General features: G+C 66.8%; 17 protein-coding genes. 4 read left to right on the forward strand and 13 right to left on the reverse strand.

What is annotated here, in order from left to right; translation table 11 throughout:
- Positions 1–41: 41 nt before the first annotated feature.
- Positions 42–260, forward strand: coding sequence for a hypothetical protein (locus VQ067_RS04980; RefSeq protein WP_003093170.1), 219 nt, complete (start codon positions 42–44; stop codon positions 258–260).
- A 116-nt stretch (positions 261–376) separates the two neighbouring features.
- Here the strand turns inward: VQ067_RS04980 and arfA are convergent, their stop codons facing one another.
- From arfA to leuS, 4 genes are all read right to left on the reverse strand, one after another.
- On the reverse strand, positions 377–529 hold the full coding sequence (arfA, locus tag VQ067_RS04985; RefSeq protein ID WP_003093169.1) for an alternative ribosome-rescue factor A: 153 nt from the start codon (positions 527–529) through the stop codon (positions 377–379).
- A 91-nt stretch (positions 530–620) separates the two neighbouring features.
- Entirely contained in the window at positions 621–1658 is a 1038-nt protein-coding gene (holA, locus tag VQ067_RS04990; protein WP_033985652.1) for a DNA polymerase III subunit delta, read from the reverse strand.
- 37 nt (positions 1659–1695) lie between these two features.
- Positions 1696–2319, reverse strand: a complete 624-nt coding sequence (locus VQ067_RS04995; RefSeq protein WP_023874946.1) for an LPS-assembly lipoprotein LptE — start codon at positions 2317–2319, stop codon at positions 1696–1698.
- Between the two features lie 66 nt (positions 2320–2385).
- Positions 2386–5007 (reverse strand): leucine--tRNA ligase, encoded by a 2622-nt coding sequence (gene leuS / locus VQ067_RS05000; protein WP_003110381.1) that lies wholly within the window; start codon positions 5005–5007, stop codon positions 2386–2388.
- Between the two features lie 170 nt (positions 5008–5177).
- Here leuS and VQ067_RS05005 point away from each other — a divergent pair, with 170 nt between their 5' ends.
- Entirely contained in the window at positions 5178–5609 is a 432-nt protein-coding gene (locus VQ067_RS05005) for a hypothetical protein (protein WP_003114329.1), read from the forward strand.
- Positions 5610–5681: 72 nt separating this feature from the next.
- Positions 5682–6443: a YdcF family protein gene (locus VQ067_RS05010; RefSeq protein ID WP_003093163.1), complete on the forward strand. Its 762-nt coding sequence runs from the start codon at positions 5682–5684 to the stop codon at positions 6441–6443.
- Between the two features lie 49 nt (positions 6444–6492).
- Here the strand turns inward: VQ067_RS05010 and lnt are convergent, their stop codons facing one another.
- From lnt to miaB, 5 genes are all read right to left on the reverse strand, one after another.
- Positions 6493–8028, reverse strand: a complete 1536-nt coding sequence (lnt, locus tag VQ067_RS05015; protein ID WP_009313380.1) for an apolipoprotein N-acyltransferase — start codon at positions 8026–8028, stop codon at positions 6493–6495.
- Positions 8029–8213: 185 nt separating this feature from the next.
- Positions 8214–9053, reverse strand: a complete 840-nt coding sequence (locus tag VQ067_RS05020) for an HlyC/CorC family transporter (protein WP_003093161.1) — start codon at positions 9051–9053, stop codon at positions 8214–8216.
- Positions 9050–9532, reverse strand: a complete 483-nt coding sequence (gene ybeY / locus VQ067_RS05025; protein WP_003093160.1) for an rRNA maturation RNase YbeY — start codon at positions 9530–9532, stop codon at positions 9050–9052. The genes VQ067_RS05020 and ybeY overlap by 4 nt, the downstream gene beginning before the upstream one ends.
- Positions 9522–10544: a PhoH family protein gene (locus tag VQ067_RS05030; RefSeq protein WP_003111486.1), complete on the reverse strand. Its 1023-nt coding sequence runs from the start codon at positions 10542–10544 to the stop codon at positions 9522–9524. The genes ybeY and VQ067_RS05030 overlap by 11 nt, the downstream gene beginning before the upstream one ends.
- Positions 10545–10712: 168 nt before the next feature.
- Positions 10713–12053 carry a tRNA (N6-isopentenyl adenosine(37)-C2)-methylthiotransferase MiaB gene (gene miaB, locus VQ067_RS05035; RefSeq protein WP_003093158.1) on the reverse strand — a complete coding sequence of 447 codons (1341 nt, stop codon included), beginning with the start codon at positions 12051–12053 and terminating at the stop codon, positions 10713–10715.
- Positions 12054–12181: 128 nt separating this feature from the next.
- Here miaB and VQ067_RS05040 point away from each other — a divergent pair, with 128 nt between their 5' ends.
- Positions 12182–12514, forward strand: a complete 333-nt coding sequence (locus VQ067_RS05040) for a DUF1820 family protein (protein ID WP_003093157.1) — start codon at positions 12182–12184, stop codon at positions 12512–12514.
- Between the two features lie 15 nt (positions 12515–12529).
- Here the strand turns inward: VQ067_RS05040 and VQ067_RS05045 are convergent, their stop codons facing one another.
- The 4 genes from VQ067_RS05045 to VQ067_RS05060 form a co-directional block, all read right to left on the reverse strand.
- A complete protein-coding gene (locus VQ067_RS05045) occupies positions 12530–13078 on the reverse strand; it encodes a tetratricopeptide repeat protein (RefSeq protein ID WP_003093155.1) in 549 nt (182 codons plus the stop codon).
- A 208-nt stretch (positions 13079–13286) separates the two neighbouring features.
- Positions 13287–14570 (reverse strand): glutamate-1-semialdehyde 2,1-aminomutase, encoded by a 1284-nt coding sequence (gene hemL, locus VQ067_RS05050; RefSeq protein WP_003093150.1) that lies wholly within the window; start codon positions 14568–14570, stop codon positions 13287–13289.
- Between the two features lie 37 nt (positions 14571–14607).
- Positions 14608–15237 (reverse strand): thiamine phosphate synthase, encoded by a 630-nt coding sequence (gene thiE, locus VQ067_RS05055; RefSeq protein ID WP_023085572.1) that lies wholly within the window; start codon positions 15235–15237, stop codon positions 14608–14610.
- Between the two features lie 10 nt (positions 15238–15247).
- Positions 15248–16045 (reverse strand): hydroxymethylpyrimidine/phosphomethylpyrimidine kinase, encoded by a 798-nt coding sequence (locus VQ067_RS05060; protein WP_003100335.1) that lies wholly within the window; start codon positions 16043–16045, stop codon positions 15248–15250.
- Positions 16046–16171: the final 126 nt, after the last annotated feature.

A 16171-nucleotide genomic window follows, 5' to 3' on the forward strand; every position in this document is an offset into this window, starting at 1 on the left:
CGCGGCGCACCCGAGTCGGGATCGGCGACGGGCCGCGCGGCATGCTCGAGGCCTTCGACTTCTTCTTCCTGGCCTTCGTTCTGCGCGACATGGCTACCCGCTTCGGCGTCGGCATCGAACGCCCGAGCCTGGTTCGTGCGCTGCAATGGCCAGAGGGTTGCCAGTCGGCCGCGCGGGATGTCGAGGCCGCGGATCATGATGGAGGAACCATTGGCTTTTCGCCCAACCCGATGGGGCCAGGGCTTGCGCGCCGACGATAGTGTGCCCATGGGCGGCAGGCTGGCGGTGGGGTTGGTCTTTGTCGACGGGCTTCGGGCGGGGTAGGCGGGGCGCGTGGGTGAGGAGGGCGTTGCGGGAGGATGGACCAGCGGCTGTTTCAGGCCGCCATAACGAAAGAAGCCTCCCAGTTACGGGAGGCTTCGCGGCGGTAGCTGCCTTTGCCTTTCTTCGCCTGTTCCTGGCGGCTGCGGAACAGTGGCTGGGCGACCAGGGATTTGGCCTTGTTCGGCCGCTTGCTTTTCTTTGCCATGGCATAGGTCCTCGAAGGTGATCGGGCTGGCGCTCGCCAGCGCGCGCATCATCTGCCTGTCGCCGCGGATTGTCCAGTGCCGGTTGCGCCTTCAGGCTGCCGGCAGGCCGAGACGCTGGCCGGCGAGGCTCAGGGCGAGAAGCGAGAGACCGCTCCAGGGGCTGCCGGGTGCCTGTCCCTTGATCTGCGCGTCGATCAACTGGGCATCCCGCAGCATCTGGTTCCAGCGGCTGCTGGAGTGGCGTTGCAGGGCACGGGTCAGCAGCGGACGGCGCTTGTCCCAGATCGGCGGACGCGCCTGGGCGAAGGCTTTCTCCAGCGGGATGCCCTGGCCGTATTGCTGGGACAGGCCAGCCAGCAGGCGGATCTCGCGGGCCAGGCCCCAGAGGATCACCGGCGGCTCGATGCCTTCGCCGCGCAGTCCTTCCAGGATGCGCAGGGCGTGGGCCGCTTCACCGCCAAGGGCAGCGTCGATCAGGCCGAAGACATCGAAGCGTGCGCTGTCGGCGACCGCGGCCTGTACGGTGGCGGCGTCGATCTGGTTGCCCTCGGCGAGCAGCTTGAGCTTTTCGATTTCCTGGGCGGCGGCGAGCAGGTTGCCTTCCACGCGCGCGGCGATCAGCTCCAGGGCTTCGGGGCTGGCGGACAGGCCGGCCTGGGACAGGCGCTGGCGAATCCACTGCGGCAACTGGTGGACGTCGACCGGCCAGACCTGGATGAACTGCGCGGCGTTGCCATCGATCAGGGCCTTGGCCCACTTGGTCTTCTGCGTGCTGCCATCGAGCTTGGGCAGGCTGAGCAGGAGCACGGTGTCTTCCGGCGGCCGTTGCAGGTATTCCTGGAGAATCGCCGCGCCTTTGTCGCCGGGCTTGCCGGAGGGCAGGCGCAGTTCGATCAGGCGCTTCTCGGCGAACAGCGACAGGCTGGCGCCGGCCTCCAGCAGCAGGCCCCAATCGAAGTTGGCTTCGGCATTGAATACCTGGCGCTCGCCGAAGTCGCGCTCGCGGCAGGCCTGGCGAATGGCATCGCAGGCTTCCTGGCAGAGCAGCGGTTCATCGCCGCTGACGACATAGACGGGCGCCAGGGGGCCCTGGAGGTGCTTGGCGAGTTGCGCGGGAGTCAGCTTCATAGGAGAAGACGGGGCCGGCGAAACCGGCCCCGGGGCATCACGGGGTGGGGAACTCGATCGGCGACTGCTGCGGCTCGGCGGCGCGGCGCTGGCGCTCCGCCTCGTCGGCGGCGCGCAGGGCTTCGGCTTCCGCCTTGGCCTTGGCTTCTGCCTGGCGCTGGGCTTCGTCGAGTTGCGCCGGGGTCAGCGTCTGGAGGCGCATGGACAACTGCTGGATCAGGTCGCGCCGCATCTCGCTGCGCAGCTGCGCGGCTTCCTGGTCGGAACCGATCAGGTTGTTTTCGTCGTGCACGTAGACCTTCTGCACCTGTACCTGGTTGCTCATCAGGACCAGGTCGTTGGAGCCGACGATCTCGTAGTTGATCGTGTTGGTCAGCTCGAACTCCGCGCCGCGCGCGGAACCGGTGTAGCTGACGGTGCGCTGCTGGTTGTCCTCGCGGACCAGCACCAGGTGGTAGGGCGCGTTGCTGGTGACCTTCACGCCGCTGTTTTCCAGGGTTTCCTTCAGTTCGCGCACGGTCGGGCCGTAGGCGTTGCGCGCGGACACGTCGATTTCCTTGAGCGCGAATTGCGCATCGCCCAGGCCGCGCAGTTGGAAGCCGCAGGCGGCCAGCAGGGTGGTCATACCGATCAGCGCGGCGCTGGTCAGGATACGTTTCATCAAGCTTCCCTCACTCCTGTTGATCAGCGCCCCCGGATGGCCGGGGGCGTCCAATGGAATCGCGTATCAGTTGGCGACGATGTTGACCAGTTTGCCCGGTACCACGATGACCTTGCGGATGCTCAGGCCTTCGGTGAAACGCAGCACGTTCTCGTTGGCGCGCGCGGCGGCCTCGACATCCTCGCGGCTGGCGCTGGCGGCCACGTCGATGTGCCCGCGCAGCTTGCCGTTGACCTGCACCACCAGTTGCAGGGTGTCCTGCACCAGTGCGCTCTCGTCGACGCTCGGCCAGCGCGCATCGATCACCGCTTCGGCATGGCCGAGCTGGCCCCAGAGCACGTGGCAGATGTGCGGAGTGATGGGCGCCAGCAGCAGGACCACGGTTTCCAGGCCTTCCTGGATCAGGGCGCGGTCCTGGGCGTCCTGGTTCGGCGCCTTCTCCAGCACGTTCATCAGGGTCATCACCGCGGCGATGGCGGTGTTGAACTTGTGGTGCTGGCCGACATCCTGGCTGGCCTGCCTGATCGCCAGGTGGATGGCGCGGCGGACCTGCTTCTGCGCGTCGTTCAGGGCGGCGACGTCCAGCGCGCCGGGGAGGCCGGCGCTGACATGGGCGTGAGCCAGGCGCCAGACGCGGCGGAGGAAGCGGTTGGCGCCCTCGACGCCGGCGTCCGACCACTCCAGGCTCATGTCCGGCGGCGAGGCGAACATCATGAACAGGCGGCAGGTATCGGCACCGTACTGGTCGATCATCGATTGCGGGTCGACGCCGTTGTTCTTCGACTTCGACATCTTCTCGGTGCCGCCGATCTCGACCGGCTGACCGTCGCTCTTCAGGCGCGCGCCGACGACCTTGGCCTTGGCGTCACGCTCGACCTCGACGTCGGCCGGGTTGAACCAGTCCTTGCCGCCGTTGGCGGTGGTCCGGTAGTAGGTATCGGCGACCACCATGCCCTGGGTCAGCAGGTTCTTGAACGGCTCGTCGCTGCCGACCAGGCCCTCGTCGCGCATCAGCTTGTGGAAGAAGCGCGCATAGAGCAGGTGCAGGATGGCGTGCTCGATGCCGCCGATGTACTGGTCGACCGGCAGCCAGTAGTCGGCCGCCTTCTTGTCCAGCATGCCGCCTTCGAACTGCGGGCAGGCGTAGCGGGCGAAATACCAGGACGACTCGACGAAGGTGTCCATGGTGTCGGTTTCGCGCTTGGCCGGCTGGCCGCATTTCGGGCAGCTGCATTCGTAGAATTCCGGCATCTTCGCCAGCGGCGAACCGGAGCCGTCCGGTACCACGTCTTCCGGCAGCACCACCGGCAACTGGTCGGCCGGCACCGGGACGTCGCCGCAAGCCTCGCAGTGGATGATCGGGATCGGGCAGCCCCAGTAGCGCTGGCGGCTGATGCCCCAGTCGCGCAGGCGGAACTGGGTGCGCGCCTGGCCCAGGCCCTTGGCCTCGAGGTCGGCGCCGATGGCGTCGAAGGCGGCCTGGTAGCCGAGGTTGTCGTACTTGCCGGAGTTGACGGTGAGCACGGACTCGTCCTTGGCGCCGTACCACTCCTTCCAGACGCTGGACTCGAAGTCGTCGTCGCCCTCGACCTTGGCGATCACCTGGCGGATCGGCAGGCCGTACTTGTTGGCGAACTCGAAGTCGCGCTCGTCATGGCCGGGCACCGCCATCACCGCGCCTTCGCCGTAGTTCATCAGCACGTAGTTGGCGACCCATACCGGCAGCTTGTCGCCGGTCAGCGGGTGTTCGACGAACAGGGAAGTGGCCATGCCTTTCTTCTCCTGGGTGGCGATGTCGGCCTCGGCGACGCCGCCGCGCTTGCATTCGTCGATGAACGCCTGCAACTGCGGGTCGTTCTGCGCGGCCTGGGTGGCCAGCGGGTGTTCGGCGGCGACGGCGACGTAGGTGGCGCCCATCAGGGTGTCCGGACGGGTGGTGAACACCTTCAGTTGGCCGGCGTGGCCGATGGAGGCCTGGTCGTAGGGGAAGCCGATCTCCATCCCGCGCGACTTGCCGATCCAGTTGCGCTGCATGGTCTTCACCTGCTCCGGCCAGCCGGGCAGGTTGTCGAGGCTCTCCAGCAGTTCCTCGGCGTAGGCGGTGATCTTGAAGTAGTACATCGGGATCTCGCGCTTCTCGATCAGCGCGCCGGAGCGCCAGCCGCGCCCGTCGATCACCTGCTCGTTGGCGAGTACGGTCTGGTCGACCGGATCCCAATTGACCGTGCCGTTCTTGCGGTAGATCACCCCTTTTTCGAACAGGCGGGTGAACAGCCACTGCTCCCAGCGGTAGTAGTCCGGCTTGCAGGTGGTGACCTCGCGGCTCCAGTCGATCGCCAGGCCGAGGCTGTCCAGCTGCGACTTCATGTAGGCGATGTTGTCGTAGGTCCAGGCCGCCGGGGCGACGTTGTTCTTCATCGCGGCGTTTTCCGCCGGCATGCCGAACGCGTCCCAGCCCATCGGCTGCAGCACGTTGCGGCCCTGCATGCGGTGGTAGCGGCTGATCACGTCGCCGATGGTGTAGTTGCGCACGTGGCCCATGTGCAGCTTGCCGCTCGGATACGGGAACATCGACAGGCAGTAGAACTTCTCCTTGTCGGGTAGCTCCCTGACGAGGAAGGACTGGTGTTCTTTCCAGTAGTTCTGGGCCTGGGTTTCGATCTCGAGTGGCTGATATTGCTCGTGCATGGCGCTACTTAGACGTGACTGTTCGAAAGCCTCGTAGCATACATGACCCCCACTCCTGTCGATAGCCCGCGCCGTTTGTCGCCGGGGGCGGTTCAGCCGAACGGGAACGCTAAGCTTGCCCTATGGACGGTCGATGGCTGGCTGCCCAGTGGTACCTTCAGAGGTGTTCGATGGCTGAGCTGCAACGCGCGAGTGTGACGGGAGGTGGGCTGTACGAGAGGCTGCTGCAGCGTCTCGCCCTGGCTCTGGATGAAGCGGATACGGCCGAGCGCCTGCGTGACGAGCATCCCACGGAGCTTGAGTTGCGTGGTTTGAGCGAAGCGGAGATGGGGCTGATACGCGCCTATCTCGACCAGGACCTGCACTGGTTGCGCGGCTGGCATGCGGCCGCCGAGGAGCTGGCGCTGCTCGAGCGCCAGCCCGGCAGGACACCCCGGCCGCCCCGGCCGCAACCGCCGGCGCCGCGTCGGCACGTCTCGTTGAAACAGCGGCAACTGCTCTGTGCGCTCTGCGGTGCGCCGGTGCAGTGGAGCAAGGGGCATGGCGTGTTGCCGTGCGGCCATTGCGGCTCGCAACTGTTCCGTTCGGGCAACGGCCGCTAGGGTCTCCTTCCGGGAAGTTTCGCCAGGCGTCGCGCAATCCTTTAGATTGCCTCTTCCGACAGGGAGGGGGCGATGCCGATCCGTTATTTCTTCAAGCAACTGCTGCTGCCGCCGGGCGGCCTGTTGCTGCTGCTGTTTTTCGCTTTCTGGTGGCGCACCAGCCGACCGCGGCTGGCGCGGCTGTGCGGTGTCTGCGGGTTCTTCGGTCTGTGGCTGATGAGCATGCCGCTCAGCGTGGAGTGGATGGGGCGCTGGCTCGAAAGCGAACCGGCCCTACTGGCGGAGGATCTGCCGGGCCTGGCGCAGCGCGCCGACGCCATCGTCATCCTCGGTGCCGGCCGGCAGACCAACGACCCGGCCTGGGGCGACGATGCGCCGAGCCTGCTGGCGGCCGAGCGGCTGCGCTATGCCGCGCGGCTGGCCAAGACCTCGGCGCTGCCGGTACTGATCAGCGGCGGGTTGCATTACGGACGCCCGCCCAGCGAGGCGGCGCTGATGGCCAATGCCCTGCTGCAGGACTTCGGCGTGCCGACGCGCTGGCAGGAAGGTCTCAGCCGTACCACCTGGGAAAACGCCACCCTGAGCGCCCCGCAGTTGCGCGAGGCCGGCGTGCGCCGGGTGGTGCTGGTGACCCAGGCCTGGCACATGCAGCGGGCACGCTGGAGCTTCGAGCGCCAGGGGTTCGAGGTGATCCCGGCGCCGGTCGGCTTCCTCGGCGGGGCCAACCTGCGGCCCTTCGGCGGCTGGCTGCCGGAAGCGCAGGCCTTCTGGCAGAGCGGCATGCTGCTGAACGAGGCGATCGGCCTGGTCGGCTATCGCCTGTTCTACCGCTGAGACGCAACCGGCGCCGCAGGGGCGCCGGTCTATCCAGGAGGGGCTGGCTTCAGCCGAACAGGCGTCGCTCCTGCGGGCGCAACTGGCGGCCGAGCAGAGCCCATAGCAGCAGCACGCCGGCCAGCCCGGCCAGCGGCCAGACGCGGTATTGCAGATAGGGCGTCAGGCCCTGCATGGGAATCACCTCGCCGCGCAGGATGCCCTGCTGGAACTGCGGGATCTGCCGGACGATCCGGCCATAGGGATCGATCAGGCCGGTGACGCCGTTGTTGGTCGCGCGGATCATCCAGCGACCGCTTTCCAGGGCGCGCATCTGTGCCATCTGCAGGTGCTGCAACGGGCCTATGGAAGTGCCGAACCAGGTGTCGTTGCTCACTGTCAGCAACACCTGGCTCTGCGCCGCGAGCGCGGCGGCGAACTCCGGGTAGACCACTTCGTAGCAGATGTACGGGGCGATCTCGTAGCCCTTGGCCTTGAGCAGCGGCTGGTCGGCCGGGCCGCGAGCGAAGTCGGACATCGGCAGGTCGAAGAAGGCGATCAGGCCGCGCAGCAGGTCCTGCAGCGGCACGTACTCGCCGAACGGCACCAGCTTCTGCTTGAGGTAGGTGCCCGTGCCTTCGCCGACCACGGTGATGCCGTTGAAGTAGCGACTCTTGCCGTCGGCGAGACGTTCGCGCACCGGGACCCCGGTGATCAGCGCGGCGTTCTTCTCGTCGGCGACCTGGCCCATGGCGCCGAGGTAGCCGCTGGCCATGTCCTGGAGAATCGGCACCGCGGTTTCCGGCCAGACGATCAGGTCGACGTCCTGCTGCGGCAGGCTCAGGTCGCGGTAGAGGTCGAGTTGTGCGCGGACCTGATTCGGGTCCCATTTCAGCTCCTGGGCGATGTTGCCCTGGATCGCCACGACCTTCAGCGGTTCGCCGGCCGAATGGGTCCAGGCGTGGCCCTTGAGATAGAGGCCGGCCGCCCACGGGCCGAGCAGCAGGACCAGCCCCAGAAGCAGGCTGGCACCGTGCGGGAAGAGGCGCGGCAGGTTCACCAGCAGGGCCGCGCTGAGGGCGATGACGAAGGAGGACAGCCATACGCCGCCCACCGGCACCAGCCCGGCCAGCGGTCCCTGCAACTGGCTATAGCCGGCGTAGAGCCAGGGGAAACCGGTAAGGAACCAACTGCGGAACAGCTCCAGTGCCAGCCACAGGGCGGCGAACGCCAGGGCGTCGCCCAGCGGCGCGTTGTCGCGGCGCAGGCAGCGCGCCCACAGCCAGGCCGGCAGGGCGAAGAAGAAGGCGACGCCGGCGGTGAAGCCGAGCATGAGGAAGCTCGCCAGCGGCACCGAGGCGGCGCCGTAGTCATGGATACTGACGTAGATCCAGCTGGTGCCGGCGCCGAACGCGCCGAAACCGTACCACCAGCCGCGCCACAGGGCGGACTTGCCGGGAAGGCCGCGCAAGCCGAGATAGAGCAGGGCGATCGAGAGGATCGCCAGCGGCCAGTAGTCGAAGGGCGCCAGGGCCAGGGGTGTGAGCGCGCCTGCGGCGAGTGCCAGCAGGTGTCCGGGCCAGCCGGGACGAGAAATCCAACGCATCGAATGTCCTTAGAGCCTGTTCAATGTCCGACTGCGCAGACCGGGGCCGCCTTCGGCTGCCGGACGGCAACGTCCGCGGCGACAGGGGAGTCTGGCGCAAGGCGCAAGAGTAAAGGAGGGGCTGGCGAGACGCCAGAAGGACGGCGCGGGAAGATGCCCCCTCCGCCGCGGCGGAGGGGGCGCGCTCAGTTCTGCAGGGGAGACAGGCGCAGCAGATGGACGCGGCGGCTGTCGGCGTTGAGTACGCGGAAACGGAACTCGCCCAGCTCGACCACTTCGTTGCGCTTGGGCAGGTGGCCGAAGGCGCTCATCACCAGGCCGCCCACGGTATCGAATTCCTCGTCGGAGAATTCCGAGCCGAAGAAGTCGTTGAAGGCGTCCACGGGGGTCAGCGCCTTGACGATGAAATCGCCGCTGGGCAGCGGCTTGATGTAGCTGTCCTCCTCGACGTCGTGCTCGTCCTCGATATCACCGACGATCTGTTCCAGCACGTCCTCGATGGTCACCAGGCCGGCCACGCCGCCGTATTCGTCGATGACGATGGCCATGTGGTTGCGGTTGGCGCGGAATTCGCGGAGCAGCACGTTGAGGCGCTTGGATTCGGGGACGAAGGTAGCCGGACGCAGCAGTTCCTTGATGTCGAAGGGACGCTCGTCGTTGTGCAGGATCAGTGGCAGGAGGTCCTTGGCCAGCAGTACGCCCATGACGTCGTCGAGGCTTTCGCCGACCACCGGGTAGCGCGAGTGGGCGGCTTCGATGATGGCCGGAAGGAATTCCTTCGGCGTCTGGGTCGAGCGGATGCTCATCATCTGCGAGCGCGGCACCATGATGTCGCGCACCTGCAGGTCGGCGACCTGGATCGCCCCCTCGACGATGGACAGCGCCTCGCTGTCCAGCAGCTTGTTGTCGTGGGCATCGCGCAGCAGCTCGAGTAGCTCCTGGCGGTTTCTCGGCTCGTGGGCAAAAGCCTGGGTGATCTTGTCCAGCCAGGACTTGTGCCCGTTGCTCGATCGGTCTTCGCTCATTTTTCCTTGCTCGGTGGCTCTTCGTCGTCGCAGGCGTACGGATCGGGATGTCCCAGTTCCGCCAGCAATTCACGTTCCAGTGTTTCCATTTCTTCCGCTTCGGCGTCGTCGATGTGGTCGTAGCCGAGCAGGTGCAGGCAGCCGTGGATCACCAGGTGGGCCCAGTGGGCCTGCAACGGCTTGCGCTGTTCCAGGGCTTCGCGGGCGACCACCGGGGCGCAGATCACCAGGTCGCCGAGCAGCGGGATATCGAGAAGCTCGTCCGGGACATCGGCGGGGAAGGACAGCACGTTGGTCGCGTAGTCCTTGTGCCGGTAGGTGCTGTTCAGTTCCAGGCCTTCGGCCTCGTCCACCAGGCGGATGGTCAGCTCCGACTCCGGACGCTGGCGTAGGGCCAGTTCGCACCAGGCGCGGAACTGTGCTTCGGAGGGCAGGTCCGGGGCGGCGCTGGCGACCTGCAGGTCGAGCTCAAGCGGCATCGTGACCGCCCTTGCCCGTTCCCTCGACCGGCCGCACCTGGCCTTGCTGGCGGTTCTCATGGCGCTCGTAGGCTTCGACGATACGCTGCACCAGCGGGTGGCGGACCACATCCTTGGGCTTGAAATGGGTGAAGCTGATGCCGGGGACGTCCTGCAGGACCTCGATCACGTGCTTGAGGCCGGAGCGGGTGCCGCGGGGCAGGTCGACCTGGGTGACGTCGCCGGTGATCACCGCGGTGGAGCCGAAGCCGATCCGGGTGAGGAACATCTTCATCTGCTCGACTGTGGTGTTCTGGCTCTCGTCGAGGATGATGAAGCTGTTGTTCAGCGTGCGCCCGCGCATGTAGGCCAGCGGCGCGACCTCGATGACGTTGCGCTCGATCAGCTTGGCCACGTGTTCGAAGCCGAGCATCTCGTAGAGCGCGTCGTAGAGCGGGCGCAGGTAGGGGTCGATCTTCTGCGACAGGTCGCCGGGAAGGAAACCGAGCTTCTCGCCGGCCTCGACCGCCGGGCGCACCAGCAGGATGCGGCGGATCTGCTCGCGCTCCAGGGCGTCGACGGCGCAGGCCACGGCGAGGTAGGTCTTGCCGGTGCCAGCCGGACCGATGCCGAAGTTGATGTCGTGGTCGAGGATCGCCTTGACGTAGCGCTGCTGGTTGGCGCCGCGCGGGCGGATGTGCGCCTTGCGCGACTTCAGGGTGACCTGCGGCGCGCTCTGCAATTCCTCGAGGTCTTCCAGGCCGGACTCCTGCAGGTACAGGTGCACGGTGTCGGGAGTGAGATCGGTGCCGTTCTGCGCCTCGCGGTAGAGACGCTGCAGCAGGCGTTCGGCGACCTTGGTCCGGCGCGGTTCGCCGGCCAGTTCGAACTGGTTGCCGCGGTTGCGGATCTCGATGTCGAGGCGTTTCTCGATCTGGTGGAGATGCTCGTCGAACTGCCCGCAAAGTGTCGCGAAGCTGCGGGCGTCGAACGGCTCGAGGATAAAGCGATGAAGTTCCTGGGGGGCGTTCAAGGTGTTCTGTCGTACTCGCCAGTGGCTGATTGATAGGGAAGAGAATAACCGCTGGATATCGTCGCGCAAAGTTGCCGTATCGCGGCGGCGCTTTCCCGGTTCCCGCTGAAACGTTGGTGCACCGTGGCGGCGGGAAGGTTCAGCGAGCCCGCCGTACGGTCGTCGGCCTCAATGCAGGGTGCTGTCGATCAGGGTACCGCGCAGCGAGTGCGGCAGCGCGTCGTCGATGTGCACCTGGGCGAACTGGCCGATCAGGCGTGGATTGTCGCAGCGGAAGTTGACGATCCGGTTGTTCTCGGTGCGCCCCTGGAGCATGCCCGGGTCCTTCTTCGAGAAGTCGGTGACCAGGATCCGCTGGGTGCTGCCGACCATGCGCCGGCTGATCTCGTAGCCTTGCTGGTGGATGCGGCTCTGGAGGATCTGCAGGCGCTGTTTCTTCACTTCTTCCGGCAGGTCGTCGGCGAGGTCGGCGGCGGGCGTGCCGGGCCGCGCGCTGTAGATGAAGGAGAAGGAGAAGTCGAAGCCGACGTCCTCCACCAGCTTCATGGTCTGCTCGAAGTCCTTCTCGGTTTCGCCGGGGAAACCGACGATGAAGTCGGAGCTGATGCAGATGTCCGGTACCGCGGCCTTCAGCTTGCGGATACGCGACTTGTATTCCAGCACGGTATGGTTGCGCTTCATCGCCGCCAGCACGCGGTCGGAGCCCGACTGCACCGGCAGGTGGATGAATTTCACCAGCTCCGGCACCTCGGCGTGGGCCTGGATCAGCGCGTCGGAGAATTCCAGCGGGTGCGAGGTGGTATAGCGGATGCGTTCGATACCGTCGACGGCGGCGACCACCCGCAGCAGTTCGGCGAAGTCGGCCAGGCGGCCATCGTGGGTCAGGCCGCGGAAGCCGTTGACGTTCTGTCCCAGCAGGGTGACTTCGCGGACGCCGTTCTCGGCCAGGTGGATCACTTCGGCGATCACGTCGTCGAATGGTCGGCTGACTTCCTCGCCGCGGGTGTAGGGCACCACGCAGAAGCTGCAGTACTTGCTGCAGCCTTCCATCACCGAGACGAAGGCGGTGGGGCCATCGACCCGCGGTTCCGGCAGGCGGTCGAATTTCTCGATTTCCGGGAAGGACACGTCGACCTGCGGCTTGCGCGTGCTGCGCGCGGCGTCGATCATTTCCGGCAGGCGGTGCAGGGTCTGCGGGCCGAAGACCACGTCGACATAGGGCGCGCGCTCACGGATCGCGGCGCCTTCCTGGCTGGCCACGCAGCCGCCGACGCCGATCACCAGGTCGGGATTCTGCTGCTTCAGCTCGCGCCACATGCCGAGCTTGGAAAACACCTTTTCCTGGGCCTTCTCGCGGATCGAGCAGGTATTGAGCAGGATGACGTCGGCCTCGGCGGCGTTTTCGGTCACCTCGAGGGCTTGGTGTTCACCGAGCAGGTCCGCCATTCGCGACGAGTCGTACTCGTTCATCTGGCAGCCGTGGGTTTCGATGAAAAGCTTCTTGGCCATGCGCTTCGTCGGACAGTTCGAAAAGGACCGCGCATTATAGAGGGCGGGGCCCCCGGTTCCTAGCGTTGCTGGCCGAAAGGCTGTGCTATGATTCGCGCCCTTCATTTTCCGGCATTGCTTTCCCCGCCATGAACAAGCGCGAAAACCCCATCTACAAGGTGATTTTCCTCAACCAGGGCCAGGTCTTCGAGATGTATGCCAAGCAGATCTACCAGAGCGATCTGTGGGGCTTCCTGGAAATCGAGGAGTTCGTCTTCGGCGAGCGCACCCAGGTGGTGGTGGACCCCAGCGAGGAGAAGCTCAAGGCGCAGTTCGAAGGCGTTCTGCGCAGCTTCGTGCCGATGCACGCGATCGTCCGCATCGACGAGGTCGAGCGCCTGGGTACGCCGAAGATCAGCGAGGCCAAGGGCGCGGGCAACGTCATGCCGTTCCCCATGCCGATGCCCGGCAAGAGCGACTGATTCGCGAAAGGGACGTCAGGGCAGCGGCGCGAAGGGCGTGACGCCGCCGGCAGTCTGCAGTTCGATCAGGTAGTTGCGGAAGATCTGCCCCAGCACCCGGGTGGCGATGTCCAGTTCGTCGCGGTTCATCTGCTCGGCTACCAGGTCGGCGCTGTCCAGGGCGTCCTCGGCGCCGTTCACCGCTGCCATCTTCAGCACGATGTAGGCCTGTACGTTGTTCGCCGGAACCCCTTCGCCACGGAAGAACATGGTGCCGAGGTGGTACTGGGCCTGGGCATGGCCCTGTAGAGAAGCTTTCTCGAACCAGTTGAGGGCGGCCTGGAGGTCGCGCGGGATGCGCTCGCCGTCGTAGAAGAATTCGCCCAGTTCGTATTGCGCCTCGGCGTCGCCGCCATTGGCGACCTGCTGGCAGGCGGCGAGCGCCTGTTGCAATTCTTCGGGAACGGTGTTCAGCGCGCAGCGGCCGGTCGCTGGAATCAGCAACGAGTTGCCTCCCGCCTGCGCGAGCAGCGGCTGGAGGATCAACAGGCAACCCAGGGCGAGGGTGCGGCCGGTACGGAACATGAGGGGAAGACACCTCCTGGATCGGGGCGGGCAAGGGCTGCCCGGCCAACGAAATGCGCTGACCCTCACATTATGAAATAAGCCGACGCCTCCTTACAAAGTCTTTACTGTCTTTTCGGGAACTTTGTCGGCGCGTTTATGCATTTCGGCTAGGAAGGCGTTCCGGCGGGGTGGAGGGCGGCGCCCGGGAAGGGCGCCGCGAAGAGGGTCATTTCAGCGCGGCGAAGGCTTTTTCGGCGGCGTTCAGCGTGATTTCCAGCTCCTTGTCGCCATGGGCGATGGAGGTGAAGCCGGCCTCGAAGGCGCTAGGCGCAAGGTACACGCCACCGTCGAGCATCAGGTGGAAGAAGCGCTTGAAGCGTTCGACGTCGCTGGCCATCACGTCCTCGAAGGTGACGATGGCGTCGGCACCGCTGAAGTACAGGCCGAACATGCCGCCCGCCTGGGTGGTGACGAAGGGGATGCCGGCGGCGTCCGCGCGCTGTTGCAGGCCGTCGAGCATGCGCGTGGTGTAGGCGGTCAGTTCGTCGTGGAAACCGGGGCGGCTGATCAGGCGCAGGGTGGTCAGCCCGGCGGCCATCGCCAGCGGGTTGCCCGAGAGCGTGCCGGCCTGGTAGACCGGGCCCAGTGGGGAAATCTGCTGCATGATCTCGCGCTTGCCGCCGAAGGCGCCCACCGGCATGCCGCCGCCGATGATCTTGCCGAAGGTCGACAGGTCCGGGGTGACCCCGTAGTAGGCCTGGGCGCCGCCGAGGGCGACACGGAAGCCGGTCATCACTTCGTCGAAGATCAGCACCACGCCGTGTTCGTCGCAGGCTTCACGCAGGCCTTCGAGGAAGCCCGGCGCCGGCGGCACGCAGTTCATGTTGCCGGCAACCGGCTCGACGATGATGCAGGCGACCTCCTTGCCGACTTCGCCCAGGGTCTTGCGCACCGCCTCGATGTCGTTGAACGGCAGGGTCAGGGTGTGCTTGGCGAAGGCCGCCGGAACGCCCGGGGAGTTCGGCACGCCGAAGGTCAGGGCGCCGGAGCCGGCCTTCACCAGCAGGCTGTCGGAGTGGCCGTGGTAGCAGCCTTCGAACTTGATGATGCTGTCGCGCCCGGTGTAGCCGCGGGCCAGACGGATGGCGCTCATGGTCGCCTCGGTGCCGGAGCTGACCATGCGCACCATCTCCATCGACGGCACCATGGAGCAGACCAGGTCGGCCATTTCCACTTCCAGCGCGGTCGGCGCGCCATAGGACAGACCGTGGTCGAGCTGCCGGCGCACCGCGTCGAGCACGTCCGGATGGCTGTGGCCGAGGATCATCGGGCCCCAGGAGCCGACATAGTCCACGTAGCGCTTGTCGTCCTCGTCCAGTACATAGGCGCCTTCGGCGTGCTTGAAGAACAGCGGGGTGCCGCCGACGCTCTTGAAGGCGCGCACCGGGGAGTTGACCCCGCCGGGAATGTGTTTCTGGGCGTTGTTGAACAGCGTTTCGGAACGGGACATGGCTAGCTCTCTATCTCTCGGGCGAGGCGCGGAGGCGTCAGGCAGGTTCGAACAGGGCGCTGAAGGCGCGGGCGCGGCGTTCCACCTCGGCGGCGGACGCGGCGGCGAACAGCGCATGGATCACGGCGACCAGATCGACGCCGCGGGCGATCAGACCGGGCGCGGTATCGAGGCTGATGCCGCCGATGGCGGTGATCGGCAGGTGCAGGCGCGGCCGGGCCTGGTCGAGCAGTTCGACGCTGGCGGCGGGGGCGCCGGGTTTGGTGCTGGAATTGAAGAAGCGGCCGAAGGCGACGTAGCTGGCGCCCTCGGCCACCGCCTGCTCGGCCAGTTCCAGTTGGGCGTGGCAGGTGGCGCCGATGATCGCCTGGCGGCCGAGCAGGGCGCGCGCCGCCGACAGCGAACCGTCGGTCTGGCCGAGGTGCAGGCCGACGCCCAGGCGCGCGGCGAGTTCGGCGTCGTCGTTGACGATCAGCTGCGCGCCGTAGCGTTCGCAGAGTTCGCGCAGGCTTTCCGCCTCGCGCAGGCGCCGCGCCTGGTCGCTGGATTTGTCGCGGTATTGCAGCAGGCGCGCGCCGCCGCGTAGCGCGGCTTCGACGTAGGGCAGCAGGCGGCCGTCGTCCAGTAGCTGGCTATCGGTGATGGCGTACAGGCCGCGCAGTTTCATCGGCTGGCTCTCAGTGACAGAAGTCGGTGGGCAGGCGGCGCGGCACGTATTGGCCGTGGCCCGGACTCTCGGCGTCGCGCAGGGTCCGCCAGGTGTAGTCGAGGGCGCTCTGTACGGCGCCGTGCAGCGCTTCGCCGAGGGCGATGCGACCGGCCAGGGCGCTGGCCAGGGTGCAGCCGGAGCCATGGTAGCTGCCGGGCAGGCGCTGGCAGGTGAAGGTGCGGCGGCTGCCGTCGCGGCTGTACAGGCGATTGTGCACTTCGCTTTCGTCGCCGTGTCCGCCGGTGATCAACAGGTGCTCGCAGTGTTCCAGCAGGCGCTCGGCGCACTGGTCGGCGCTGCCCTCGGGCAGGTCGGCGAGCAGGCGCGCTTCCGGCAGGTTCGGCGTGGCGATGGTGGCGCGCGGCAGCAGCCGCTCGCGCATGGCGAAGCCGACGTCGCCCTTGCCCAGCGCACCGCCGCCGCCGGCGCGCAGCACCGGATCGCAGACCACCGGCAAGTGCGGGTGGGCGGCGAGGATCTCGGCCACCGTGTCGACCATCTCCAGCGAACCGAGCATACCCAGCTTGACCGCCGCGACGGGCAGGTCGGCGAGTACGGCGTTGGCCTGGGCCAGCACCCACTCGCGGTCGAGGACGCGGAAGTCGCTGACGTTGACGGTGTCCTGCACGGTCAGCGCGGTGACCGCCGGGGCGGCGTGGCAGCCCTGGGCGAGCAGGGCTTCGATGTCGGCTTGCAGTCCGGCGCCACCACTGGGGTCGTGACCGGACAGGCAGAGCACTACGGGGCGGGAAGTCGGTGTTTTCATGGCGCGTGAGCTTACCACTAAAAGCGCTTCGTGGCGGCTGCGCGGACGACCTTTCGGGCGCCGCGCCCGGGCCCTGCGTGACACGTCCCGGGCCTGACGTGGCGTGGCGTGTGCTAAAGTTCGGCG

The organism is Pseudomonas sp. KBN12P06040, assembly GCF_037574965.1.
Taxonomy (GTDB): domain Bacteria; phylum Pseudomonadota; class Gammaproteobacteria; order Pseudomonadales; family Pseudomonadaceae; genus Pseudomonas; species Pseudomonas aeruginosa.

Coding starts and splice junctions, on each gene's coding strand:
- VQ067_RS04980 (WP_003093170.1), top strand. CDS start 42: ATGCTCGAGGCCTTCGACTTCTTCTTCCTGGCCTTCGTTCTGCGCGAC.
- arfA (WP_003093169.1), bottom strand. CDS start 529: ATGGCAAAGAAAAGCAAGCGGCCGAACAAGGCCAAATCCCTGGTCGCC.
- holA (WP_033985652.1), bottom strand. CDS start 1,658: ATGAAGCTGACTCCCGCGCAACTCGCCAAGCACCTCCAGGGCCCCCTG.
- VQ067_RS04995 (WP_023874946.1), bottom strand. CDS start 2,319: ATGAAACGTATCCTGACCAGCGCCGCGCTGATCGGTATGACCACCCTG.
- leuS (WP_003110381.1), bottom strand. CDS start 5,007: ATGCACGAGCAATATCAGCCACTCGAGATCGAAACCCAGGCCCAGAAC.
- VQ067_RS05005 (WP_003114329.1), top strand. CDS start 5,178: ATGGCTGAGCTGCAACGCGCGAGTGTGACGGGAGGTGGGCTGTACGAG.
- VQ067_RS05010 (WP_003093163.1), top strand. CDS start 5,682: ATGCCGATCCGTTATTTCTTCAAGCAACTGCTGCTGCCGCCGGGCGGC.
- lnt (WP_009313380.1), bottom strand. CDS start 8,028: ATGCGTTGGATTTCTCGTCCCGGCTGGCCCGGACACCTGCTGGCACTC.
- VQ067_RS05020 (WP_003093161.1), bottom strand. CDS start 9,053: ATGAGCGAAGACCGATCGAGCAACGGGCACAAGTCCTGGCTGGACAAG.
- ybeY (WP_003093160.1), bottom strand. CDS start 9,532: ATGCCGCTTGAGCTCGACCTGCAGGTCGCCAGCGCCGCCCCGGACCTG.
- miaB (WP_003093158.1), bottom strand. CDS start 12,053: ATGGCCAAGAAGCTTTTCATCGAAACCCACGGCTGCCAGATGAACGAG.
- VQ067_RS05040 (WP_003093157.1), top strand. CDS start 12,182: ATGAACAAGCGCGAAAACCCCATCTACAAGGTGATTTTCCTCAACCAG.
- VQ067_RS05045 (WP_003093155.1), bottom strand. CDS start 13,078: ATGTTCCGTACCGGCCGCACCCTCGCCCTGGGTTGCCTGTTGATCCTC.
- hemL (WP_003093150.1), bottom strand. CDS start 14,570: ATGTCCCGTTCCGAAACGCTGTTCAACAACGCCCAGAAACACATTCCC.
- thiE (WP_023085572.1), bottom strand. CDS start 15,237: ATGAAACTGCGCGGCCTGTACGCCATCACCGATAGCCAGCTACTGGAC.
- VQ067_RS05060 (WP_003100335.1), bottom strand. CDS start 16,045: ATGAAAACACCGACTTCCCGCCCCGTAGTGCTCTGCCTGTCCGGTCAC.